Source organism: Mycobacterium pseudokansasii (genome assembly GCF_900566075.1).
Taxonomy (GTDB): domain Bacteria; phylum Actinomycetota; class Actinomycetes; order Mycobacteriales; family Mycobacteriaceae; genus Mycobacterium; species Mycobacterium pseudokansasii.
This window is the reverse complement of record NZ_UPHU01000001.1, coordinates 3766456-3790456: the sequence shown is the minus strand read 5'-3', so window position 1 is coordinate 3790456 and position 24001 is coordinate 3766456. Positions and strand designations below refer to the sequence as shown.

23 protein-coding genes and 1 other RNA gene are annotated in these 24001 nt (G+C 68.2%); 9 read left to right on the top strand and 15 right to left on the bottom strand.

The features are described from left to right. Nucleotides 1-126: 126 nt before the first annotated feature. The 6 genes from EET10_RS17120 to EET10_RS29690 form a co-directional block, all read right to left on the bottom strand. Nucleotides 127-1350, bottom strand: coding sequence for a cytochrome P450 (locus EET10_RS17120; RefSeq protein WP_036402681.1), 1224 nt, complete (start codon nucleotides 1348-1350; stop codon nucleotides 127-129). Further along, nucleotides 1343-3067, bottom strand: a complete 1725-nt coding sequence (locus tag EET10_RS17115; protein ID WP_063466559.1) for an N-acyl-D-amino-acid deacylase family protein — start codon at nucleotides 3065-3067, stop codon at nucleotides 1343-1345. Before EET10_RS17115 ends, EET10_RS17120 begins: the two co-directional genes overlap by 8 nt. A gap of 19 nt (nucleotides 3068-3086) precedes the next feature. Beyond that, nucleotides 3087-4280, bottom strand: a complete 1194-nt coding sequence (locus EET10_RS17110) for an amidohydrolase family protein (protein ID WP_036402683.1) — start codon at nucleotides 4278-4280, stop codon at nucleotides 3087-3089. Between the two features lie 164 nt (nucleotides 4281-4444). Further along, nucleotides 4445-4576 carry a hypothetical protein gene (locus EET10_RS31700; protein ID WP_276863014.1) on the bottom strand — a complete coding sequence of 44 codons (132 nt, stop codon included), beginning with the start codon at nucleotides 4574-4576 and terminating at the stop codon, nucleotides 4445-4447. 85 nt (nucleotides 4577-4661) lie between these two features. Then, a complete protein-coding gene (locus EET10_RS17105) occupies nucleotides 4662-4967 on the bottom strand; it encodes a type II toxin-antitoxin system PemK/MazF family toxin (RefSeq protein ID WP_036402687.1) in 306 nt (101 codons plus the stop codon). Further along, a complete protein-coding gene (locus tag EET10_RS29690) occupies nucleotides 4964-5113 on the bottom strand; it encodes a hypothetical protein (protein ID WP_167480189.1) in 150 nt (49 codons plus the stop codon). The genes EET10_RS17105 and EET10_RS29690 overlap by 4 nt, the downstream gene beginning before the upstream one ends. A gap of 226 nt (nucleotides 5114-5339) precedes the next feature. On the opposite strand from EET10_RS29690, the gene EET10_RS17100 reads away from it, so the two are divergent. The 4 genes from EET10_RS17100 to EET10_RS17090 all read left to right on the top strand — a co-directional run bounded on the left by EET10_RS17100 (nucleotide 5340) and on the right by EET10_RS17090 (nucleotide 8619). Further along, a complete protein-coding gene (locus tag EET10_RS17100; RefSeq protein WP_063466558.1) occupies nucleotides 5340-6776 on the top strand; it encodes an FAD-binding oxidoreductase in 1437 nt (478 codons plus the stop codon). A 272-nt stretch (nucleotides 6777-7048) separates the two neighbouring features. After that, nucleotides 7049-8083, top strand: a complete 1035-nt coding sequence (locus EET10_RS17095) for a 13E12 repeat family protein (RefSeq protein WP_246013651.1) — start codon at nucleotides 7049-7051, stop codon at nucleotides 8081-8083. Next, nucleotides 7992-8339 carry an HNH endonuclease signature motif containing protein gene (locus tag EET10_RS30970; protein WP_423793640.1) on the top strand — a complete coding sequence of 116 codons (348 nt, stop codon included), beginning with the start codon at nucleotides 7992-7994 and terminating at the stop codon, nucleotides 8337-8339. Before EET10_RS17095 ends, EET10_RS30970 begins: the two co-directional genes overlap by 92 nt. A gap of 73 nt (nucleotides 8340-8412) precedes the next feature. Beyond that, the gene (locus EET10_RS17090; RefSeq protein WP_036402689.1) at nucleotides 8413-8619 is read left to right on the top strand and encodes a hypothetical protein; all 207 of its coding nucleotides are present in this window, start codon (nucleotides 8413-8415) and stop codon (nucleotides 8617-8619) included. On the opposite strand, the gene EET10_RS17085 is transcribed toward EET10_RS17090, so the two are convergent. Continuing rightward, nucleotides 8606-10102 carry a molybdopterin-dependent oxidoreductase gene (locus EET10_RS17085; protein WP_081260354.1) on the bottom strand — a complete coding sequence of 499 codons (1497 nt, stop codon included), beginning with the start codon at nucleotides 10100-10102 and terminating at the stop codon, nucleotides 8606-8608. The two genes, EET10_RS17090 and EET10_RS17085, sit on opposite strands and share 14 nt — an antisense overlap. A 229-nt stretch (nucleotides 10103-10331) precedes the next feature. Here EET10_RS17085 and EET10_RS17080 point away from each other — a divergent pair, with 229 nt between their 5' ends. Both EET10_RS17080 and EET10_RS17075 read left to right on the top strand, forming a co-directional pair. Beyond that, entirely contained in the window at nucleotides 10332-10589 is a 258-nt protein-coding gene (locus EET10_RS17080; protein WP_081260352.1) for a zinc ribbon domain-containing protein, read from the top strand. 29 nt (nucleotides 10590-10618) lie between these two features. Further along, on the top strand, nucleotides 10619-10900 hold the full coding sequence (locus EET10_RS17075) for a hypothetical protein (RefSeq protein ID WP_036402692.1): 282 nt from the start codon (nucleotides 10619-10621) through the stop codon (nucleotides 10898-10900). Nucleotides 10901-10932: 32 nt separating this feature from the next. On the opposite strand, the gene EET10_RS17070 is transcribed toward EET10_RS17075, so the two are convergent. Continuing rightward, on the bottom strand, nucleotides 10933-12438 hold the full coding sequence (locus EET10_RS17070) for an aldehyde dehydrogenase family protein (RefSeq protein ID WP_122502340.1): 1506 nt from the start codon (nucleotides 12436-12438) through the stop codon (nucleotides 10933-10935). A 100-nt stretch (nucleotides 12439-12538) separates the two neighbouring features. Between EET10_RS17070 and EET10_RS17065 the strand changes: the two genes are divergently transcribed. Both EET10_RS17065 and EET10_RS17060 read left to right on the top strand, forming a co-directional pair. Next, a complete protein-coding gene (locus tag EET10_RS17065) occupies nucleotides 12539-13630 on the top strand; it encodes a Zn-dependent alcohol dehydrogenase (protein ID WP_063466555.1) in 1092 nt (363 codons plus the stop codon). Nucleotides 13631-13805: 175 nt separating this feature from the next. After that, complete coding sequence (locus EET10_RS17060; RefSeq protein WP_036402698.1) at nucleotides 13806-14459, top strand: TetR/AcrR family transcriptional regulator; 654 nt, start codon at nucleotides 13806-13808, stop codon at nucleotides 14457-14459. A 55-nt stretch (nucleotides 14460-14514) separates the two neighbouring features. On the opposite strand, the gene EET10_RS17055 is transcribed toward EET10_RS17060, so the two are convergent. From EET10_RS17055 to EET10_RS17030, 6 genes are all read right to left on the bottom strand, one after another. Then, nucleotides 14515-15534: an alpha/beta fold hydrolase gene (locus EET10_RS17055; protein ID WP_051490490.1), complete on the bottom strand. Its 1020-nt coding sequence runs from the start codon at nucleotides 15532-15534 to the stop codon at nucleotides 14515-14517. Between the two features lie 58 nt (nucleotides 15535-15592). Beyond that, a complete protein-coding gene (locus EET10_RS17050) occupies nucleotides 15593-17206 on the bottom strand; it encodes an MFS transporter (RefSeq protein WP_167480188.1) in 1614 nt (537 codons plus the stop codon). Nucleotides 17207-17208: 2 nt separating this feature from the next. Further along, on the bottom strand, nucleotides 17209-18762 hold the full coding sequence (mhpA, locus tag EET10_RS17045) for a bifunctional 3-(3-hydroxy-phenyl)propionate/3-hydroxycinnamic acid hydroxylase MhpA (protein ID WP_036402894.1): 1554 nt from the start codon (nucleotides 18760-18762) through the stop codon (nucleotides 17209-17211). Next, a complete protein-coding gene (locus tag EET10_RS17040; RefSeq protein WP_036402700.1) occupies nucleotides 18762-19700 on the bottom strand; it encodes a fumarylacetoacetate hydrolase family protein in 939 nt (312 codons plus the stop codon). The genes mhpA and EET10_RS17040 overlap by 1 nt, the downstream gene beginning before the upstream one ends. Then, nucleotides 19697-20827 carry a VOC family protein gene (locus EET10_RS17035; protein ID WP_122502339.1) on the bottom strand — a complete coding sequence of 377 codons (1131 nt, stop codon included), beginning with the start codon at nucleotides 20825-20827 and terminating at the stop codon, nucleotides 19697-19699. The genes EET10_RS17040 and EET10_RS17035 overlap by 4 nt, the downstream gene beginning before the upstream one ends. Before the next feature lie 175 nt (nucleotides 20828-21002). Further along, on the bottom strand, nucleotides 21003-21719 hold the full coding sequence (locus tag EET10_RS17030; protein WP_036402705.1) for a 2OG-Fe(II) oxygenase: 717 nt from the start codon (nucleotides 21717-21719) through the stop codon (nucleotides 21003-21005). Nucleotides 21720-21839: 120 nt separating this feature from the next. On the opposite strand from EET10_RS17030, the gene rnpB reads away from it, so the two are divergent. Next, an RNA gene (rnpB, locus tag EET10_RS17025) (RNase P RNA component class A) lies at nucleotides 21840-22256 on the top strand. 34 nt (nucleotides 22257-22290) lie between these two features. Here rnpB and EET10_RS17020 read toward each other — a convergent pair. Then, nucleotides 22291-23865: a CYTH and CHAD domain-containing protein gene (locus tag EET10_RS17020; RefSeq protein ID WP_122502338.1), complete on the bottom strand. Its 1575-nt coding sequence runs from the start codon at nucleotides 23863-23865 to the stop codon at nucleotides 22291-22293. Nucleotides 23866-24001: the final 136 nt, after the last annotated feature.

Genomic DNA, 24001 nt, shown 5'->3' with positions numbered 1-24001 from the left:
CGACTATGCGCGCCGAGCGTGTATTCAGTGCGAATTTGCCCGCGATCTTTCGCACTACGTGCACGTTCGAGAAGGGCTAGCGGTGGACTCTGGGGCGCCGACAAGGCGCCGTGAGGGAGGCGGGCGTCAGGCCGGCGCCGGGGCGAACTCGACCGGCAGTGCGGCGGGCGAGCGGAAGGCGACCCCCACCACATGCGGGGTCGGTGCGCTCGCGTCCAGCCGAAGCCCTGGCAGTCGGTCCAGCAGTGCGTTGATCGCCACCGCGGTCTCCATGCGCGCCAGGTGCATGCCGAGGCATAGATGCGGGCCGCCGCCGAATGTCAGGTGCGCGATGTTTTTACGGGTGGGATCGAAGCAGTCCGGGTTCGGGTAGCGCGCCGGGTCCCGATTGGCAGCCGCGACGCTGACGCTGACGTTGGTTCCCGCCGGAATCGTGATCCCACCGAGCTCGCAGTCGCGGACCGCCGCCCGCACCACCGTGGTGATCGGCGGCTCCCAGCGCAACGCCTCCTCGATGGCACCGCGCACCATGCCGCGATCGGCCTGCAGCGTGTCCATCAGCTCCGGTTCGGTGAGCAGCGCGACCAGCAGGTTGCCCGAGGCCCGGTAGGTCGTCTCGACGCCGGCGGGCAGGATCAGCAGCAGGAACGCGAAGATCTCGTCGTCGGTCAGCCGTGCGCCGTCGACCTCGGACTCCGCGAGCGTGCTGATCAGGTCGTCCTGCGGGTTGCGTCGCCGCGCGGCGAGGATTTCGGTGAAGTAGGCCTTCAGCGATCTCGACGCGGCCAGCCCGCACTCCCAGTCGTAGACCACATTGAGCAGCTCGATCGACAGCCGCTGGAAGCGCGGGTAGTCCTGTCGCGGCAGGCCCATGATCCGCGCGATCACCTGGACTGGAAACGCGAAGGTGAAATCGCGGGCCAGCTCGGCGTGCCCGCGCGGCGCGAACCTGTCGATGAGCTCCTGGACCACCACCTCCACCAGCTCGGCGCGCCACCGTTCCAGCAGCGCCGACCGGAACGACGGTGACACCAGCGCCCGGCTGGCCCGATGCTCGGCTCCCTCGAGTTCCAGCAGGGTGCGGCCCATGACCGGGCCCATGATGTGCTCGTAGATCGACGAGGAGAAGGTGTCCGGGTGCGTCAGCACCGTCTGGCACTCGTCGTAGCCGAGCACCGTCACCCCGAAATCGCCGATCTGCCCGGCCTTGACCTCGGTGAAGGGGTTTCCGAGCATCACCCGGTGTCGCGCGCGTGCCTCGCGCAGCCGCTCGTGCACGTTTTCGACCTGCATGAGCAGCCCGCCCTGCAGCTCGGTCGGGTCGAAGTCGTGGGTTGCCACCTCAGCCATGAGCCGACACCGTCTCGGTATCACGCCCGGACCGCAGCACGGTGCCGGGCAGCGCGCCGGTGGCGACGCCGTCGCGGCACACCTCGACCCCACCGACCAGCACCGAGCTGATCCCCCGGGCGTCGGCGACCAACCGGGGCGCGCCCGCCGGCAGGTCGTAGCGAGTGCGTTCGGGGCCGTGGCCGACGGTCGCCGGGTCGAAGAGCACCAGGTCGGCGTGCCAGCCCGGCGCGATTCGGCCACGCTGCGTCAGCCCGTAGAACCGGGCCGGCACGTCGGTGATCAAGCGCACGGCTTCCTCCAGCGTCACCACCCGGTGCTCGCGCACGCCCTTGCCCAGCAGCGACGTCGTGTAGATCGCGCCGCACATCATGTCCAGGTGGGCGCCGGCATCCGAGCCGCCGATCACCGCACCCGGGTGGCGCCACACCTGCGCGCGCGCCCGCCAGTCGGCCGCGTCGTCCCCGGTCAGCGGCGGGGAGAGTCCGGTGCGCAGCTCGTCGGCGATCACGATGTCCAACAGTGTGTCGAACGGCTCGCCACCGCGGGCGGCGGCGACCTCGCCGACGCTGCGCCCGGTCGCGTCGGCGTTCTCCGGCGCGAACGTCTCGACGATGACCAGCCGGTCCCATTGCGCGAGGCCGCGCAGCATGCCCGCCTCCTTGGAGGCGGCGCCCTCGGCGAGCCGGCGACGCACCGCGGGGGCGGCGAGCGCGGCCAGGCGTTGCGGCACCGGCAGGTGCATGGTGTCGCGCCAGCCGGGCAGCCCGTCGAGCACGAAACCGGACAGGAATGAAAGCCGGATCTTCATGCCGTGCGGCAAGGTCAGTGCCACCACCCGGCCCCCGTGTTCGGCGGCGACATCGTAGGCGCGCAACTGATTTTCGTGCCCCGCCGGGTTTGCCGCCGAAACACCCAGCAGGTTCCAGTTCAGCGGCCGGGCGGCGGCGACGGACATGTCGGTGAGCAGCGCGATGTCGTCATCGGTGAAGCCGGACAGGCAGCCGGGGATGATGGCCTCCAGCGTCGTGCCCGGGTGGTCGCGCACGCCGGAGGCCAGCGCCACCAGTTCGTCTCGCGAGGCGCTGCGGGACGGCACCGGTTGGCCGGAAGCGTCGTTGTGGGTGGGCGACTGCGAGGTCGACAGCCCGAGCGCGCCGGCGTTCAGCGCGTCGTGCAGCAGCCCGACCATCGTGTCGATCTGTGCCGCGGCGGACTGGCCGCCGACCGCGTCGTTACCCATCGCCGCCAGCCGCAGCGCCGAATGACCAACCAGGAACCCGGCATTGACGGCGATGCGGCCCTCGAGGCGGTCGAGCCAGTCGCCGAACGATGCCCAGCCCCAGTCCAGGCCGGCGCGCAGCGCGTCCAACGGCATCCCCTCGACCCGCGCCAGCATGCGGGTGAGGTAGTCGTGCTGGTCGGCCGCGGCGGGCGCCAGCGTGAAGCCGCAGTTGCCGCCGAAGATCGTGGTCACCCCGTGCTGCACCGACGGGCTGGCGGTCGGGTCCCAGAACAGCTGCGCATCGTAGTGAGTGTGCAGGTCGACGAATCCCGGTGCTAACGTGAGTCCTTGGGCGTCAACGGTTTTCGCCGCTGAATCGTCGTTTTCTCCCACGGTGACGATCCGCCCGTCACGGACGCCGACGTCGCCGTGGCGGGCGGGCGCGCCGGTGCCGTCGACGATCTCGGCGTCACGGATCAACAGGTCGAGCATGGGCCCCTCCTACGCCTTTCTATCCGGTGGCCGCGAGCCACCGTTCGTCCGGCAGCGGGTGACGAAACAGCTGTGCGGCGTTGCGGTGGGTGATCTTGGCCGCGTCCTCCGCCGAGAGGCCGGCGACGTTGCGCGCCACGACCTGTTGGGTGTCGGGCCAGGTCGAATCGGCGTGCGGATAGTCGCTTTCGACGAGGATGCGGTCGGCCCCGATCGCGTCCAGCGCACCGAACGCGTGCGGATCGTCGATCGAGCAGAACCAGAAGGTACGGCGCAGCACCTCGCTGGGCAGCAGGTCACTTTTCCACGAGCCGCCCTCGTGGCCCGAAGCGGAGTGCGCCAGAACGTAATCGGCGCGGTCGCCGAGCATGGCCGCCCAGCCCAGGCCGCCCTCGGCCAGCGTGATGTTCAGCCGCGGGAAGCGCACCGGGATGCCCGACCACAGCATGTCCGCGCAGGCGACCAGGCCGTTGACCGGGAACAGTGTGGTGATGGTCTCGAACGGGGTGTCGAAGGCGGGGATCGGCGCCCACTGCGCCGACCCGGTGTGCAGGCACACCACCGTGTCGGTCTCCTCGCAGGCGGCGAAGAACGGATCCCAGACCCCGGTGTGCAAGCTGGGCAGGCCGCATTGCGCGGGCAGCTCGGGGAAGCTGACCGCCTTGAACCCGCGGTCGGCGTTGCGGCGGATCTCCTCCGGTGCCAGCTGTGGGTCGGCGAGCCACGGCAGCTGCAGCGGGATGATCCGCTGCGGGTAGGGCCCGGCCCACACCTCGAGGTGCCAGTCGTTCCAGGCGCGCAGCACGGCCAGCCCTAGCTCCAGATCGTCGCTCTTCCAGAACACGGTGCCCGCGAACCCGGCGATCAGCGACGGGAAGTTCAGCGACGCCCAGATGCCGGCCAGGTCCATGTCGGCGATGCGGGCGTCGATATCCCAACAGCCGCGGCGCATTTCGTCGAACCGGGCGGCTTCCATGCTCCATTCCTCGCGCGGCCGGCCGATCACCGCGTTGAGCCCGATGTTCGGGTATTCCCGGCCCTCGTAGCGCCACACCTGGCGCCCGTCGTCGGTCTCGACGACCGTCGGGGCGCGGTCGGCCAGCAAGGTGGGCAGCCGCCCGACGAACATGCCGGGCGGCTCGATGACATGGTCGTCGACCGAGATCACGACGTGCTGTCGCTGCCGGGGATCGGGGTCTGGCAGCAGCGCCATACTTGATGACTATCGTCGGTTTTCCGGCGGTGTCAATGCCTTTTACCGCTATCTATGCAATGAATATAAGGTTGCCTTGTCAGGACAGTCGCGTGATCCCCGGGTAGGCGTCGAAGCCGCGGTCGAAGCTCATGAGGCAGTGATGTGCTGCCGGGCCATGATGCCTAACCCACCAGGTACATCGGGATGGTGGCGTCGACGAAGATGACCGTGTTGCGTCCGGCGGCTCCGGATAACCTGCGTTCGGTCTCTTCGAGCATCTGCTCGATGTCGGGTGCAGGAAACTCGTGACGCACGGGTTCGGGACGAACTGTGTCGCAACATTAGTGCGCAGTCCAAGCGCCCAGCCGGCCGCACGCCTCGATTGCCTGCGGCATGACGTCACCGGCCACCCGCCGGGGTGGCCAGAATCTTGAAAAGCATGTTGTTCACATTTGTGAGTGCTCGTACGTCGACGTGGTCGTGGAATGGGGCGAGCCGCGCCTTCCGTAAATTCGTGATGAATCCCGGCGCAGCCCAGATGTCGTCTCCGATGGGCACCCCGAAGCCGGCGGCGGGTTCCCCGGTGAATACGGGTACCACGATAATCGTTGGTTCAGAGGCGATTTCGTTGTAGAACGTCGACGACAGGACCAGGACGCTGCGCCCGTCATCGAGGAGCCAGACATCCCCACGGCATGGGCTCATGGCCGCGGTAGCGCCTCAAGGTTTTGCTCAGCCCCCGCTTCCGCGAAGGAGACAGCGCCGGGTTTTTTCGACATCCACTGGCCGGCATACCGTTTGACCAGGTCGTATTGGTCGTCAGACAGCCGCAGTGTGATCGTCGTTGCCATGGCTGGAAGATAGCGCGATTTGCTAGCACTGCAGGTGCGCAACCGGCGAGGCGCGCAGCCGGATCGATTGGTTCCCGGACCCGCCACGCCAACGATGAAAGTAAGAAACTCAGCCGTGCGGGGTAACGGTTCGGGCACGTTCCGGTCATGGCCCGACACGTCATGCGCTACAGCGGTTCCCGGTACTCGACAATGCCGGACATGACGCAATCGCCGGAGCCCGACGTTGGCTCGTGAATTCTCGCGTCAGATGTTTCTGCGGGGTGCCGCCGGGGCATGGGCCGGCGGCGCGATTCTAGGCCCGGCCCGGGCCAGCGCCGAGCCCGCTGCCTCCGGTTTGGACGGTCTGGCGGCGGCAGTCGGTGGACGGGTGGTACGCCCGGACGACCCCCAATTCGCAGCGGCCAAACAGGTTTTCAATACGAACTACAACGGCTCGACACCGGCGGTGATCGTCACTCCGACATCGGCGGCCGACGTGCAGAAGGCGATGACCTTCGCCGCCGCACACAATCTCAAGGTTGCTGCGCGCGGTGGCGGACACTCCTATACCGGGGTGTCCACGGCCGACGGTGTGATGGTGCTCGACCTACGCCAGCTGCCCGGGGGAGTCAACTACGACGCCGCTACCGGGCAGGTCACGGTGCCGCCCGCGACGGGTTTGTACGCCGTGCACGAGGCGCTGGCCGAGGTCGGCCGCGGCATCCCGACGGGTACCTGCCCGACAGTCGGTGCCGCGGGACACGCGCTGGGCGGCGGCCTGGGCGCCAATTCCCGCCACGCGGGTCTGCTGTGTGACCAATTGACTTCGGCGTCGGTGGTGTTGCCCAATGGCCAGGCGGTCACCGCGTCAGCAACCAGCAATCCCGACCTGTTCTGGGCGCTGCGCGGCGGCGGTGGCGGCAACTTCGGGGTGACGACTTCGCTGACCTTTGCCACCTTCGCCACCAAAGACGTCGACGTGGTGAACCTCAATTTCCCACCGCAGTCGTTCGCGCAGGTCCTGGTCGGTTGGCAGAACTGGCTGCGTACCGCCGACCGAAACAGCTGGGCGCTGGCCGACAGCACCACCGATGCGCTTGGTACGCATTGCCGTATCCTCGCGACCTGTCCGGCCGGGTCCGGTGGCGCCGTGGCGAACGCCATCACGTCAGCCGTCGGCGCACAACCGACCGGTACCGAGAACCACACCTTCAATTACCTGGACCTGGTGCGGTATCTGGCCGTCAACAACCTGAACCCGTCACCGCTTGGGTATGTCGGCGGATCCGATGTCTTTCCCACCGTCAACCCGGCCGTCGCTGCGGGGATAGCCGCGGCGGTCGACGCCTTTCCCCGCGACGCGGGCCGCATGTTGGCGATCATGCATGCCCTCGACGGCACTCTCGCCAGCGTGGCGCCGGGGGCCACCCCCTTTCCGTGGCGGCGGCACGGCGCGCTGGTGCAGTGGTACGTCGAAAACGCCGGTTCCCCGGCGGCGGCGACCAGCTGGCTCAACACCGCACACCAAGCGGTGCAACGGTATTCGGTCGGCGGCTATGTGAACTATCTTGAGGCAGGCCAGCCACCGTCGCGGTATTTCGGCCCGAATTTGGCCCGGCTGAGTGCGGTACGGCAGAAGTACGATCCCAGCCGGGTCATGTTCTCCGGGATGAATTTGTAGCCGACCAGTCTGCGTCGGCCGTCGCGGGCGGACCATGGTCGCCGAAACCACATGCGGTTGCGTTGTGTCGGTCCTGGTGCCACTTAGGCGGATCGGACAGAGCTGGGGCCTCGGATCTCTGCAATCCCCTGTGTCACTGTGGTTTCAGTGGTCACAGGACGGCGATTGTTGTCGGTGGGTGTTCGTAACATGTCAGGCATGGGTGCGGGCAGTCGTGAAGACATCGTCGGGGTCTTCAAAGCGCTGGATGCGGATCTGGAGCGTTGTGCGAGTTGTCTTTTGACGTGCTGACCACCTCCGAACGGTTGCGCGCTCTGGAGCGCCGGGAGTGCGTGGCACGGCGCCTGCGGACACCCCAACACGCGCTGATCAATCAGCTCGGCGCGCAGGCCGGCGAGGAAGAGCTGGGCGGCAAGCTGCGTTCGGCGCTGGCCGGTCGGTTGCGTATCACCAAGGCCGAGGCCGGGCGGCGCATCGATGAAGCGGCTGATCTGGGGCCGCGGCGGGCGCTGACCGGTGAGCCGGTGGCGCCGCAGTTGTCCGCGACCGCGGCCGCCCGACGAGACGGCCTGATCGGGGACACCCATGTGCGAGTGATCCGCGGTTTCTTCGCCCACCTGCCCGCCGAGGTGGACCTGGCCACCCGGCAGGCCGCCGAAGCCGATCTGGCCGGCAAGGCCAGCAGCTATCGCCCCGACGAGTTGGCCAAATACGCCCAGCGGATCATGGACTGGCTCAACCCCGACGGCGAGTTACGCGAGCAGGAGCGGGCCCGCAAGCGCGGCATCACGATCGGCAAGCAGGAATACGACGGCATGTCGCGCATCAGCGGCTACCTGACCCCGGAGGCGCGGGCCAGCTTCGAACCGGTGTTGGCCAAACTGGCGGCCCCCGGCGCCTGCAACCCCGACGACCCAACACCGGTCATCGACACCACGCCCGATGCGGACGCGGTGCGCCGCGACACCCGCAGCCAAGCCCAACGCAATCACGACGCCCTGCTGGCCGGACTGCGCGGCCTGCTGTGCAGCGGGGACCTGGGCCGCCACAACGGCCTGCCGGTGTCGATCGTGGTCACCACCACGCTGAAGGACTTACAGGCCGCCGCCGGCAAGGCCCACATCGGCGGCGGTTCGCTGCTGCCCATGTCGGATCTGATCCGCCTGGCCAGCCACGCCCATCATTTATCTGGCGATCTTCGACCACGGCAAGCCCTTGGCGCTGTATCACACCAAACGCCTAGCTTCTCCCGCACAGCGAATCATGTGGTACGCAAGCGATCGCGGGTGCACCAAGCCGGGATGTGATGCCCCCGCCTACCACAGCCAAGTCCACCACGTCCGCGGCTGGGCCACCACCGGGCGCACCGACATCGATGACCTCACCCTGGGCTGCGGTATCGACAACCGACTCGCCGAAAATGGCTGGCGCACCCGCAAGAACGCCTACGGCGACACCGAATGGATACCGCCGGCGCACCTCGATCGCGGACAGCCCCGCACCAACCCCTACCACCACCCCGAACGATTCCTCTACGACCGCGACGACGACCAACCCGTTTGACGCGCAGAGGCTTTTATCCGTCCACGTCGCAATCGTTGATACCCAAACTCACTGCGGGTCGTAGCATCCCAGTATGAGAAGGACTTTCGTCGTGACGTTCGCGATCGGGTTGCTGGTCGCGCTGTTCGGTGTGATCTGGGCGCTGCAGGGATTCGGTGTGCTTGGGGGTAGCCCGATGAGCAGCACCGCGACCTGGTCCATCATCGGTCCGATCACCGCGCTGATCGGCATTGTCATCGCGGTGTTCAGTTGGCGGAAACTGTCGGCTAGACCACGGTGAAGGCCACCGTGTGCCACCCGGTGGCGCCGTCCGGCACGGGATCGGCCTGATCCGCGGTTTGGACAGCTCCGGTGTTGTCGGTGGCGCGCACGGTGATGGTGTGTTTCCCAGGGTTTTTCGCCTGCCAGGGAAAGCTCCACAACCGCCACGTCGCGTTGGAATAGCTCGCGCCTTGGTGCGCGGGCTGCCATGCGCCGTCGTTGATGCGGACCTCCACGGCCCGCACGCCACGAATCTGGGCCCACGCGACACCGCCGAACACCACGGGTCCCTGAGGCACCCGCTGACCACTTTTCGGCACGTCGATCCGCGACTCGGTCTTGATGGGCGCCCGCGCCGCCCAGCCGTGCCGCGTCCAGTACGCCTTGGCTCTGTCGAAGCGGGTCAGCTCCATGTCGACGACCCATTTGGTGGCCGACACATACCCGTAGAGGCCAGGTACCACCAGCCGCGCCGGGTAGCCATGCTCGATCGGCAGCGGCTGACCATTGAGGCCGACCGCCAGTAGCGCGGCGCGGCCATCGGTAAGCGCCGCCACCGGCGTGCCGGCGGTGAACCCGTCGATAGAGGTTGAGAGCACCATGTCGGCGTCGGCGTGCACACCGGCCGCGGCCAGCAGATCGGCCAACCGGTATCCGGTCCAGATGCCCGTCGAAATCAGTTTGCCTCCAACGGGATTCGACACACATGTCAGTGTCGTCACCGTCTCGACGACGTCGAAGCGGGCGAGGTCGGCGAAGCTGTAAGTGGTTTCGCGGTCCACCATGCCGTGGATGTGCAGCCGCCAGTCGCCGTGGCTGAGTTGGGGAACGCTCAGCGCGGTGTCCACCCGGTAGAAGTCGGCGCTCGCGGTGACAAAGTTCGGTAGCGCAACGCCATTCGGTTGCACATCGGCAGGTATGGGCGGCGCCGGTGTTCGCGGTCGGGGGAGCGCGAAGCTGTTGCGGTCGGCGGCCACCGAGTGCACCAACCGCGTGATGACCGCACCCACCACGCCAGTGACTACTCCGAATCCGAGGAATCCGAATACGACCAAGCTGCGCCGGCCGGCATCGGGCTGGTCCGGTTTTTCCGGGCCGGGCCCGAACCGACGGGCGAGCAAGCGCAGGGTCGCCACGCCGCAGGCGGCGCCGGCGACGGTGGGGATCGTGTCCAGTGCTGACGTACCTTGCCGAGACAGCACCGCGACGCAGCCGAGGACGCCCGCCGCGGCGATCACCGCGCTGCCCAGCGGTCGGCGCTGCGTCTCGAGGGTCCCGGCAATTGCGGCGATCGTGGCGATCACCACGAGCACGACGACGGCCAGGAAGAGTTTGTCCAGAGCGCCCAGGGTCGCAATCGCCCACTCTTTGACCGGCCCCGGCGTCAGGTCGACGACCGTCGAACCGATCGCGGTACGCGCATCGGCTCGTGCACCGAACGGGATGCCCACCAGCTGGGCCACTCCAAGCGAGACGGCCGCGGTGGCGACGCCGGCGATCATCCGCTCACTGGACGGGGCGACAGCCATCGAATTACTGTACTCGCGTAGCCCTGAACGACCGTAAACACCTTGGCGTACAGGTGAACCGGTGACACGGGAATACTGCCGTCGAGCTGCGGCCCGGTACTGGCGGTGACAACAGCAGCAAACCGGACTGTCCGCGGCATATCCTTTGAGGGTCCTTCGGGGACCACTGCGAATGCTGGGGCCGGGATAAGCGGAGAGTCGGATGACGACCATGACGGCATGCCGAACGTGTGGCACCGAGCCTTTGGCCAATGCCCGCTTTTGCCACAATTGCGGCTCACCGGTCGACGACACCGCTGCCCGCGCCGTGTTCGGCGCGCCGGCGGCGTTGGAGGATCACGCTGTTCGTGCCTGCCCGGCCGCCCCGGGGCTGGTCACAGAACGTGATCGAGGTGATCGCGACGGCGCCCTACCGCGACTGCGTGCAGCCGGCGACGAGCTGTTTCAGCGCGAAAGCTAGGGCATTTCGGTACGGCTACCGGCGCTTTGGTGGAGACACTGTTGGCCGGCGCCCCACCAGGCGACCCGGGCGACCTATCAGAAGCCGCCGAAGCCGTCGACAGGTTGGCGGCCGCGCCGAGCGACAGCGGTTTGAAATCGCGTGAAATCAACCTGCTGCGGTTGCGTGCACTGCTGGCGCGGGCGTGGGGTGATCGGGTTCGCTTCCGCGACCTGCGGGATCGCTACCGCGACCTGGCGACATCACTGGGCTTCGAAGGGCATATCGCGTGGGCCAAGGCTCTCAAACCGCCGCGTGACCGCTATCGCTGAGCCCCAAATCCATAGTCTCCCAAGCGCTTCGGTTAGCGCGGCACCGGGTGCCGGACGAATGCTCGAGCCTGAGTGAACGCGCGGATCCCCTCGATGCCGAATTCGCGGCCAATGCCCGACTGGCCGCAGCCGCCGAACGGCAGCCGCGGGTCCTGGGCGGCCAGGCCGTGGCAGTTGACGCTGACCGTGCCCGCCACCAGCTGCGACGCCACCCGGTCCGCGAGCGCATCGTCGCCCGTCCACACCGACGCGGTCAGACCGAACTCGGTTGCGTTGGCTGCGGTTACCGCGTCGTCGAGGTCGTCGTAACCGAAGATCGGCAACACCGGGCCGAACTGCTCCTGGGTGGCCAGCGCCGAGTCGGGGACCAGATCGGTGACCACGGTCGGCAGTACGAAGTATCCCGCCGCGTCGGCATCGGCCTCGCGGATCCGTCCCGCGGTCCGCACCGACGCGCCGCGCGCCTCGGCGTCGCCGACGAGCGCGGTCACCCGGTTGCGCCCCGCCGCGGTGTGCAGCGGGCCCAGCGTCGTCTCCTCGGCGAGGCCGTCGCCGACCACCTCCCGCTCGCAGCGGGCCAGCACCGCCTCGGCCAGCTCACCCGCACGGTCCACCGGAGCGTAGAGCCGCTTGATCGCCATACAGACCTGACCGCCGGTGGTATAGGTCGCCGTCACCAGCCGCTCCACCAGCTCGTCGCTGACCGCGAGGTCGGGGGCGATGATCGCCGCGTCGTTGCCGCCCAGCTCCAGCAACACCGGAGTCAGCCGCACCGCCGCTGCGGCCATGACCGCGCGGCCGGTGGCCACGCCGCCGGTCAGTGAGATGAGGTCGATGCCGGGGTGGGTGACCAAAGCCTGGGCAAGATCACTGCCCGGGCCCGCGAGCACGTTCACCACGCCCGGCGGCAGCGCCGCGGCCAGTGCCCCTGCGAGTTCCAGCGCCGCGAGCGGACACGTCGGCGGCACCTTGACGACGGCGGTGTTACCCGCCGTCAGGGCCGACGTCAGTTTCGTCATCGTCAGCGCCAGTGGCCAGTTGAACGGCAGCACCAGCGCGGCCACGCCGAACGGCTCCCGCTGCAGGCGCGGGTACGCCGACCGCGGGTCGAGTTGCTCCGGTGCCAGCGCCGCCGCGGCCATCGACCCGATCAGCGCCGCCAGGCCCGGGCCGGTGCTGATCTCAAAGTTGGCCTCACCGAGGACTTTTCCGTGTTCACGGGTGTACAGCCGCGCGCCGTCCCGCGCGGCCAGCTGTTGTGCGGCCGTGGTCGCCGCGGACGTGAGCGCGGCGACCCGCTCGGCGACGCCGAGCGCTCGCCACGCCGGCGCTGCCCGCCGCGCCGCCGACACCGCGGCGTCGAGCTGGGCCCGGTCTGCGGCGGGCGCGTGGCCGACGATCTCGGCCGGCCGGGCCGGATTGTGTACCGGGTAAGTCCCCGCGGCGCCCGGCTGCGGTTCCCCGCCGATCGTCAAGACCGGCCCCTCGCCGGCAACGTGGCTGTCGTGCGTGATCACCGTTGATCGCGTCTCGCTCATCTTGGGCCGCTCTCCTTACCTGACGCCCGAGGCAACCTTGACCCGGTGCGGTTATCTCGCCATCGTAAGTCGCTATGACACCGATCACAGGTTCCCTCCCATGAGGGCGGTGGTGCTGCGCGAGGCCGGGCGGCCGACGCAGGTGGAGGAACTCGCGCTGCGGCGGATCGGCGACCACGAAGTGCGGGTGCGACTTCAGGCCAGCGGTGTGTGCCACACCGACCTGTCGGTGTGCGACGGCTCCATGCCGGCGCTGCTGCCCTGCACGCTGGGTCATGAGGGCGCCGGGATCGTCACCGAGGTGGGCGACGCCGTCACCACCGTCAGCCCGGGCGACCATGTGGTGCTGACGTGGAACGTGCCCTGCCGGCGCTGCCCGCACTGTCTGCGCGGCGAAACCCAACTGTGCTCACACGGCCTCCAGCACGCCTTCGGCGGGCCGTATGCCGAAAGTCCGACCGGCCCGGTGTGGCCGGAGATGGGCGCCGGGACGCTGGCCGAAGAGACCCTGCTGCCGGCCGCCGCCGTCGTGCCGGTCGACCGATCACTGCCCCTGGACCACGCCGCGCTGCTCGGTTGTGGGGTCACCACCGGAGTCGGAGCGGTGCTGCGCACCGCAGCGGTCCGCCCCGGGGACAGTGTGCTGGTCATCGGGTGCGGCGGGGTGGGCCTGGCCGCGATCCAGGGAGCCCGGCTGGCCGGGGCGGCGCGGATCATCGCTGCCGACCGCAACGCTGCCCAACTTCCGGCCGCAACCGCCAGCGGCGCGACCGACACGGTCGACGTCGGTCAGGCCGACCTCGTCGGCGCAGTCCGCGACCTTACCGGCGGCTCCGGCGTCGACCACGGGATCGAGGTTGTCGGCAAGCCGGCGACGATTCGCGCCGCCTTCGACGCCACCCGGCGCGGCGGAGCCGTCACGCTGGTGGGTGCCGCCGGGTTCACCGAATCGGTGACGTTGCCCGCACTGATGCTGATGGCCGACGGCAAGAAGATCCAAGGAAGCGTCTACGGCGCCAGCGACCCGGCCCGTGATATCCCGGTGCTCGCCGAGCTAGCACTGCGCGGCCGGCTCGACATCGAGGCGCTGGTGACCCGACGCATCGGCATCGACGACGTCGAAGCGGCCTTTGCCGACATGACCGCCGGGCGAGGCGCACGCAGCGTGGTCTGCTTCGGCCCGCCAAGCTGATTCGGAACGGACTCGACTCGGATGCCGGCCAGCGGGTAAATTCCGGCCGCCGTGAACGACCACGAGCAGCGCCGCGACGGCCGCAACACATCCGCTCCCACGATATTCTGAGTGTATCGTCAATATTGAGGTATTGAGGCAAAAGCCGTATCGGCGTGGGACGAGGAGAAGCTGCGTGGACGATTCCGACAGGCCGGCCAACCGTCAGGAACGTCGAAAGCAACGCACCCGAGCCGCCCTGATCAAAGCCGCACAACGATTCATCGCCGCCGGCAAGGTCAACGTCCCGGTGCAGGACATCAGCCACGCCGCCGACGTCGGCGTCGGGTCGTTCTACAACCACTTCGACAGCAAGGAAGAACTGTTTCAGGCGGCGGTCAACGAGGTGCTCGACGCGCACGGGGCGTTGTTGGACGCCATCACAGATGCGTCCGAGGATCCCGCGGAGACCTTCGCGCGCAGCTTCCGGCTGACCGGCCGAATGTTTCGCCGGCGCCCGGAGGAGAGCGGCGTCGTGCTCTCCCACGGGCTGGAATTGATTACCTCGGACCGTGGCCTGGCGCCGCGCAGCAAGAGGGATATCGCCGCGGCCGCGGCGGCCGGCCGGTTCGACGTGGAAGACCCGGAACTGGCGATGGCGGTTGCCGCCGGCGCGCTGTTGGGACTCGGTCAACTGTTGTGCGATCAGCCCGAGCGCGACGCCGCCCAAGCCACCGACGAAGTCGCCGAAAACCTACTGCGGCTGTTCGGCATGCCCGCCGACGAGGCGCATCGGCTTTGCCTGCGGCCGTTGCCCTTTCTGGACGACGGCGCGAGCCCGGTGGTCTGAGCGGCAGGCGGTCGCATCCGGGAAGCGGCCCGGCACCATCCCGGCGTGCCGCTGCTTACCGGCGGGCCACGCGGTCGCAGAATTCGGTGAGCACGCCAACCGTCGCCCGAGGCGCCTCGAATGGCCAGAAGTGACCGGTGTCGAACAGGTGCACGTCGCTGCCCGGCGGCAGCATCGCCAAAAGCTCTGGCTCGCCGTAGAACTCGCGTGGCTGCAGTGGATCATGAGCGCCCTGCAGCAGCAGCACCGGAGCCGCCCAGGCCCGGATGAGCCGGGTCCGCCGATCCACCCACTCCTGCCGAAACGACGACGAGTGGAAGTAGCGGGGTACCGCGGTGGCGATCCCCGGGTGGCTGAACTCCTCGATGGTGCGGATCAGGTCTTCGCGGGCCACGGGCCGCTCGGTGAGCCACGTATAGACGGTCGTCACGAACCGTCGGGCCTCGCGCAGCATCGCCGGCGCCTCCGCCGACTGCATCAGCTGTTCCTGGGGATGCAGTCGCGGGTGCAGATGCCAAAGATGTTGCTGGCCACGACCGTATCCCCGCACCCGTGCACCCATTGCCGCGACCAGGTGATCACCGACCGGGCTGCCGCGGTCATGGGTGATCAGGATGAATTCGCCGATACCGAGTTCATCGAGGAGCGCGCCGAGCTGCGCCGCGACGCCGGCCTGCCGGTAATCACCGCTGCGCTTGTCGGATTGGCCGTAACCCTTGAGATCCACGGCCAGGCAGTGATAGCGCCGGGCGAGGCCTTCCAGCGCATAGTGCCACTGCCACCAGGAGTCGGGCAGCCCATGCAGGAAAACCACCGTGGGGTCCGAACGGGCGCCGCATTCCACGAAGTGCCATCTGACGGTTTCGCTGTCGCCCGGTGCGTCGACGAACCGGTGCGCGGCCGTTACGGCGCCGAGGTGCTCGACGTCACCGTCGCGGTGAGCCCGGGCAGACGTGTCGGGCAACCCGGCCACGATCTCCTCGGCGGACCGAGCGGCGTGCGCCAGCCCGCCGTCGAGGTTTTCCATCACGCGTTGCGGCGGTTCGGTGTAGGACAAGTCAACCGGTGCTGTCATTGTTGTCGCTTTCGTGAAGACGGCACAGGCGTGTCCGCCGGGCCGATCGGGGCCGACATCAATTGTGTTGCCGTGCTGGCGCGGTCGACTTGGCCGACTTCGCAAGGCTTGGCAGCTGGCCCCGCACGAGCGGCAGCCACCACGACGGGCTCGGCGGCGCCGGCAGGCGCCGCGCCTTGCGGTGCCGTCCGCGTCGCGGCAGCGGGAACACCAGCAGCAGAACGAGTGTCAGACCGGTGATGACGGCGCCTGCGGTGAAGGCGTGCGACAGGCCGGTGACGAAGGCATCGCGGACAGCGTCGTTGACGCTGGGGCCCAGCGTGCCCAGTTGCGGGTCGGCGGCGACGTGCATGCCCGCCGCGGGTGATTCGCGGATGGTGCCGGCCGCTTGCGTCGGCACCGCCGCCGGCAGCCTGAGGTGGTTGCGGTAACCGGCGCTGAACAGCGAGCCCAGCAGCGCGATGCCCAGCGCAGCGCCCAGTTCGCGAGTGACGTCGTTCATCGCCGAGGCGACGCCTTGTTTGTCCGGCGGCAGCGAGTCCACGATGGTGTTGGTCGCCGGGGTGGCCGACAATGCCAGGCCACCGCTGAAGACCAGCATGCCGATCAGCAGATCGGTGTAGGTAGAGGCGGTGCCGAGGCGGGCCAGCAGGGCGAAGCCGGCAACCATGCACGCCAGCCCAGCGGCGATTACCAGCCGATTGCCAAGGCGTTCACCCAGTTTCGGTGCGATCGCGGAAACAGGAAGGACGACCGCGGCCATCGGCAGCATCGCCAGGGAAGATTTCAAAGGCCCATAGCCGAGCATCAGCTGGAGGTATTGCAGCCCGACGTAGAAGAAGCCGAAGGTGCCCAGGAATTGGATGATCAGCGCCGCCGTTCCGGAACTGAAGCCGCCATCGGCGAACAGGCGCGGATCCAGCATCGGGCGCGCGACGCGCAGCTCGTGGACGACGAACAGGGTCATCGCCGACACCGCCGCGACGAAAGCGACAACCACCGTGGAATGGGTCCAGCCATGGTCGGCGCCTTCGATGATGCCGTACACCAGCGCACCGATCCCGATCGCGCTCAAACCGGCCCCGGGGAAGTCGGGCGCGGGTTCCTCCGCGCTCTTGGTGCTGGGCACCAGCGCCACCGTGACCAGCAGCGACACCGCGGCCATTGCGGCGGTGCCGATGAAGGTGGAACGCCATGAGTAGTGCTCGAGCAACAGGCCACTGATCAGCAGCCCCATAATCGATCCCGCACTGGCGAATCCGGCCCAGATGCCGACGGCGCGGCCTTTATGGTCGGGATGCACGACCGCAGTGATCGTCGACAGCGTGCTCGGCATGATCAGCGCCGCGCCGATACCCATGATCACCCGGGCGATGATGATCGTGTGGGGTGAGCCGGCGGCGGCTGCCAGCACGTTGGCCAGCCCGAACAGCACGGTGCCGCCGATCAGGGTGCGCCGCCGGCCGAAGTCATCACCGATCGCTCCCGCCGGCAGCACCAGCGCCGCCAGCGCCACCGTGTAGGCGTCGGCGATCCAGGTCAGATCGGTCGCGCTGGCCCCTTGGTCCAACGCGATGTCGGGCAGCGCCACGTTGACGCCGGCGACCGCCGACATGACCACCACCAACGCGCCGCAGCACGCCAGCACGACACCACGCGGATCGTTGCGCATCGTCATCTCCTCTCGTATTCGGCGCTATCGCCGTTGCCGGGCAACACAAATCGGGGCACCGCAGCGCAGAGGCCGGCCAGTCGGCGCCCGGCACGCAACACGGTGCGGTCGGGCCGGATGACGGCCGCCGTCACCGCGCCGCGCTGCAGCCAGTGAGCAAGTTCGCTGCCCGGCGCCGCGTCGATTACCACGGCCCCGCGGCGACGGAGTTGTTCGCGCTGACCAGAATTGGGTGTCTCGGTGGTGATGAGCGCGAAGCCTCGTCCCAGCACCGCGTCGAGTCGTTCACCCGTAGGAAGAATTGCGTTGGGGCACAACGCTCCTGCGCGCCGCCAGCCGCCAAACGTCTTGTGCACCAAGGCGCTGCGGTGCAATGCCGGTGTTCGGCTGTTGGTTAACCGTGACCGCATCCCGGGGACGAAATGCAGCCGAGGCACCACGGCGCCGCGCACAGCGTTGCCGAACCTGCCGCCGGCCGTCATGGACCAACCCACAGTCAAGGCGAGTCCGATCATGGCGCGGGCGTGCGGCTTTCGCTCCTGCTCGTAGGTGTCGAGAACGGTGGCGGGAAGGTTCCCGGTCAGCACGCCGGCCAGCTTCCAGGCCAGGTTCGCCGCATCACGGATGCCGGCGCCCATGCCCTGGCCGATGAACGGCGGTGTCAGATGAGCGGCGTCGCCGAGCAGAAAGACGTTCCCCTGGCGCCAGGTGTCGGCCACGGCTGCCCGAAACGTGTATTCGGCCACCCGCACCACGGACAGCTCATCGGCCGGCACTCCGTTGACCCACGGGGCAAGCAGTGGATACAGGCTCGTCATCGTGGCGAAGCCGGCTGCTGTTTCGTTGTCCCGCAGCTGAAATTCCCAGCGGTAGCGGCTTTCACCGATACGCATGTAGGTGGCCGCCCGGTAGGGGTCGCAGACTTGGTACACCCCGTCCCACCGGTCGATCGCGGAGTCGGTCGCCACATCGACGACCAGCCAGCGCTGCTCGAACCGGAGGCTACGCAGCACGCCACCGATCGAGGAGCGCACGACGCTGTTGGCGCCGTCGCAACCCAGGACGTAACCGGTGTCGACGACGTGCTGCTCGCCGCTGACCCGATCGGTGTATCTGAGGCGCACCCGGCCGGGCTCCCGCTGGCTGACCTCGGTGACTTCGGCGTTGCCGCGAAACGCAACACGGCTGTGCTTCTTGAGGTTTGCCCGCAGGAGTTCTTCCAGCTCGGGCTGGTCGAACATGTTGGCTTGCGCGCAGCCGTGCGCGCTGTGGGCCGGATCTCGGTGAAACTGAGCCAGTGTCCGCAGATCCGGGTCGACCAGCCGCAGCCCCAGGGCCGGGCGCGAGATCGCGGCGAACTCGTCACCGATGCCCAGCCAGGTGATGATCCGCCTGATCTCGTCGTCCAGGTGTACCGCCCGCGGTTGCGGATAGACACTTTCCCACCTGTCCAGCAGCAGGGAGGGCATGCCGTATTGGGCCAGCAGGGTGGCCGCGGTGACGCCGGTCGGCCCGGCGCCGACGATGACGACTGGCACGGATCCGGGCGGAGTGATCACTTGTACCGCACCACCGTGCGTTGGGCGCCAAGGTCGATCGCGCCGTCGTCGGTGCCGACGGTGGCCTCGACGACGTCGCCGTCGTGCAGGTACTTGGCGTTGCGGAGCTGGCTCTTGAAGAAGGCTTTCCACTTGACCGCGGGCGGCAATAGCGAACTGACGATCTGGACGGGTTTCGCCGGAGCGCTGAGCGCAGTGCCCACCGGGGTCCCGGTCAGCACGAGATCTCCGGGCTGCAGATGCTGAAACCGCGCCAACCCCTGTAGGGCTTGCAGTGGCGAGTAGATCATGTCGCCGGCCACCCGCATGTCCTGGCGCAGTTCGCCGTTGACCCGCAGCCGCAGCCGCAGCTCGCCCAAGCGCCCCAGCTCGCCGGCATCCAGCAGCACCAGCGCGGGGCCGACCGGGGTGAACGTCGGATACGACTTTGCTTCGTAGAACTGTGTTTTAGGGAGCTGGATGTCGCGCGCCGACACGTCGTTGGTCACCACCAGGCCGGCGACATAGTCGGTCCAGTTGGCGGCGGTGACGGTGGCGCCGACGGGCAACTCCCGTCCGATGACCAACCCGATCTCGACCTCGTAATCCAAGAACCGGACGTGCCCGGGTTTGACGATGTCGTCGAACGGGCCGCTGATCGAACCCGACGCCTTTCGGAAGAAGGTCAGCGGCGTCGAATTCGGGTCCATACCGGAGTCTTTGACGTGTGAGGCGAAGTTGGTCATCTGCGCCACCACCCGGCAGGGCGTCGTCACCGGCGACATGAGTCGCAGGCCGTCCATCGGTATCACCTCACCGCCGGTCGCTGCGGCGTCGATGGCGGCGCGGTCGGCCAACAACTCGCCGGTGCTTACCGCGGCGGTATCGACTTTGCGTGCGCCGTCGGCCGTTTGCACCCACCAGGCGTCTGCGGTGCGAAGGATGGTGACGCTCATGAGTTGGCCGCTTTGATCAGGCCCATCAGGCGGCGGGAATCGAATTCGTTGTCGGCGCGCAAGCCGCGGAGCATCGACAGCGCTTCTCGCGGTAGGGATTTGAGGTCGGCACCGAGGAAGTCTTTGGTCGCGCGCGGGCCCCATTGGGCAAGGCCCGAAGCCGCGAACGGCGCCCAGCCGGGTTCGAGCGTGCAGTCGAACATGTCTCCGTCGGTGAAGTGCTCGACGAGCAGCCCGTCCGGGTCGCGCCAGTAGTCGAAGAGCTGGCTGCCCTGGATGTGGCGGCCGATTCCCCACGACCGGCGATACCCGCAGTCGGACAGGTATTGCCCGCCGGCGGCCAACGAATCCAGGTCGCAGACCTGATAGGCCGAATGCACATAGCGATTGGCCGGACCCAACGCGAGCGCCAGGGTGTGGTGGTCGGTGGGGGCCAGGCCGCGATCGCAGCGGATGAAGCTCATGGTCGGGCCCCGCTCGCGTTGACCCGGGTAGTACAGGAAGTCGCTGACGATCATGCCCAGCGTGTCGAGGTACCAGTTGAGTGTCTGCAGGTAGGTGGTGGTCTGCAGGACCAGGTGCCCGAGCCGTTGCACGGTGGCTGGTCGCCGCGGCGGCCGTTGGGTGGCGTTGATGCGCTGCACTTCGTGTCCGGCGTTGAAGGTGTGCGGCGGCTGCGACGGCAGCGGTTCCAACTGGTGGGTCCCCGCCACCACACGGACCGTGAGCCCGCCCGGATCGGTCAGGTTGACGGAGATGCCGCCGAGCGCCTGGGGCAGTCGTTGGAGGTTCCGTCCGGTTGCGTCGGACAGTCGCAGCAGGTCGTCTTTGTCCTGGGTGGTGAATGCCGCGCCGACCAGTCGGGACCGGTGGCCGCGCCGGATGAGGATGCACGGCGATCCCGCGTCGGCCCCACGCAGCTGCAACTCGTCGGGGGTGCGCGCGGAGACGGCGAAGCCGAACGCCTGGGCGAACGCCCCGGCGCGGTCCAGGTCGGGCTTCTCGAACTCCAGCCAGGCGATGTCGTGAACCTTGATCACCGGGTTGCGCGAGCGTCCGGGATGCTCTTCGGCGCGAGCGCCATGCCCGCTGTGCAAGTTGTTGTGGGCGGCCAGATCGTACGTCACCAGGCATCCTCCAGAATTAGGAAACTGACGATATCTTCAGTCAAGAAGCTATCATCAGTCAAGAGGTTCTGAAGAAAAATTCAAAACTGTGGTGACCGCGGTGGATCGCCCCACCGTTGCAGGGTCGGCCACGCTCGACGGACCGCACGCGCGCGGTCGGCTGAACCCGGCGGTTTCAGGCGGCGTCGTGAAAGATCAGCCCCAACGCGTAGCGTTCTCCCGAATGCACGACCGAGATACCGTGCCGTACCGGTGCGGCCGACCACCCGCGAGCCGACGGCACCGGGCGGTCCCGAGTGGTGAATGCGTACCCATACCCTTGCGGCAATTGCGTTGCGGTGCCCCGGGATTGGGCTCGGAGCCGCTGCTCGACCAGGAGGAACTCGCCGCCGGCGTAATCGGTGGCGGGGTCGCTGAGATTGATCACCACCTGAAGCGGAAACACCAAGTCGCCGTAGAGGTCACGGTGCAGGGCGTTCCAATCCCCAGTGCGATATCGCAACAGCAGCGCGGTGGGCTTGGTCTGGCCGGCGGCATGGCACATCTGTAGCCATTCGTCCAAGGTGTCCGGCCAGGGGCTGTCTCGGCCCAGTTTGGCCCACCAGTCCCGGGCGATGGTCAGCAGCCGCGGATACAAAGCGTGCTTGAGCTGCTCGAGCGGCTCCGGGTAGGGCCGTCGAAAGTAGCGGTATTCGCCGGTGCCATAGCGGTGGCGCTCCATGTCGACGGTCTTGCGGAACAGGTCGTCCTGGGTGTAGAGCCTGCGGAGGCGCGCCGCCTCGGTGGCCGTGAGCAGCCTGGGTAGCAAAGCGCCGCCGTGGGCGTTGATCTGTGTGGCGATGGCGTCCCAGTCGCCGGAGTCGGCGCGGGTATGCCACGGGGTCGACGACATCGCTCCGCACCTCCTGTCGCATGCTGCAGCGGCAGACAATAGAGAAACGATATTGAATCGCGGCGGCCAAACGCACGCTGGCCTTGGAATATGCACAGGAGGTACGGTGTTGGTCGCGGACGAGTTGGCCGGGCGGCCGCGGCTCGAGTTGGTTCGCAAGGGCCAGCGCCGAGTCGAGGAAAGTCCGGACTTCACAGAGCAGGGTGATTGCTAACGGCAATCCGAGGTGACTCGCGGGAAAGTGCCACAGAAAACAAACCGCCATCCTCGCGGTGGTAAGGGTGAAACGGTGCGGTAAGAGCGCACCAGCATCCCGGGTGACCGGGGTGGCTAGGCAAACCCCACCCGAAGCAAGGCCAAGAAGGCTGCACGAAGGTGCGGCCGCGCAGACGCTCGAGGGTTGCTCGCCCGAGTCTGCGGGTAGGCCGCTCGAGGCACCCGGTGACGGTGTGTCCAGATGGATGGTCGCCGCCGTGCCGCCGTTGGTTCAGCCGCGGCGGCAGGGAACAGAATCCGGCTTACAGGCCAACTCGCCCGCGCTCGCACTCCACCGGGATGTGCCTCGCGCGGCTCACGGTCGTGCTTTGCGCACCGCTTTGTCGAGTTTGCGCAGCGCCGCACCGAGCTGTGCCCGGCAGCTTTCGGCAAGATCGTTTTCCTGCTGATAGAGCAGGCCGTAGGTGAAGGTGTCCTCGCCCGCGGCATGGGCGGCTTCGGTCTGCTCGAGAAGATGTTCCCGGCTGACGACGCTGTCTTGATGATCTCCGAGCAACGTCTGGACAGCCTTCGCCTGCTGGGCCACCCTGTTGGCTCCGGTAGCCGCCGCGGTATAGCGTAATCGCTTGGCGCGCTTGCGGATTCGATGCAATGCCGCGTCGGGGTGCATTACCGCGGCCGCACCTGCCTCGGCCTGGTCCGCCGGGGCGGCTGTGGCGTGGGCGGCCCGCGCCGCCTTGGCGGCCTTCGCGGCTTTCTTGACGCGGCGGTAGGCCGCGTCGATGTTTGGCGGGGTCGCCGGCTCGGGCCCCGGTCCGAGGATGGTGGTCACGGGGTATTCGGCCACCATCGCGTCGAGAGCGTCCAATAGGCGGAAGTATCGCTTCGAGCGCATCGCGATCAGCGACCGTCGCAATCCCGTCTGATATCGCCGACGGGCGCCCTCGACGAGCCGTTCGCGTACGGGCCCGCGCACCAACGCCGGGTCCAGCCCGTCCAGTTGCTTCTGATAGCGCTCGGCGAGCACCTCGGCGTCACGCGCCACCCCCAAGACACCGGCGAGCTCACGCAGTTCGTCGAGAACCCACGCGCCGTCGGCCAATCCGAACGAATCCGGGGCCTCGCGCAACAGGCTGCGAATCTTGCGGGTGGTCACCCGCATCTGGTGCACGGAGTCGTCGACGTCGGCGCGCACCGCACGATCCCACGTCAGCAGCTCTTCCACATGCTGGGCCACCGCCCGGTGGACCGGATCCACCGGCGCCGGCTCGCGCGCCGACCGTGACGTCCGGCCCAGCACGCGGGCCAGCTTGGAGCCGTGCCCGGCGGGGGCGGCCCCGGCGTCGAGCAACCGGTTGCTCAGTCTGTTGAGCAGCTCGTGACCGGCGGCCCCCGTCGCGTCGATGAGCTCGAGTTCCCACTCCCGCCACTGTTGTTCGGCGGGCCCGGCATCGGAGCCGTCGGCCGGTCCAGCCGACCATGCGGTGACGTGGTCGTTGCAGAATTCGGCCAATGCGGCGCCATCGGCGCCGTACAGAAACTGGCTTTCCCGCTGAGTGGTGATCCGTGCGACCGGCTCGACGGGGCGGTCCCGGACGATCGCCAGCACCACGTCCAGCAACTCGGCCGGCACGGCGTCCCCGGCCGTGATCGGCGCGTGGACTTCGGTTCGGGCGTCCGGCCCGGCCGGCAACTTCAGGTGCCACCCGGCGTCGGGGCCACCGGTTCGCCGTCGCAGGGTGATCCGGTTACGGGCCAAGTCCTGCGCCGGCGTGTCGAAGTACACCGCGTCGAGTTCGTGGGGCGGCTTCTTGTCCACCCGGGCCACGGCCGCAATTCCGTCAAACGACGGCGACACCGTCGACTCGACGACGTCGAACTTGCGCTCGACCTCCAGCTTGCGCGCCATCTTCGGCGCAGGTACGGGCATTTCGCCTCCGGTGACAGCGCGTCGCCGCGGTCGTACATCGTGGATAGGCCTCATAGAGAGTGCCACACCCGGGGTTGGCCGCCCGGCCCAGGCTCGGGTCACACGGCGTACGGCATGTTGGTCGGTGCGTGTCGCC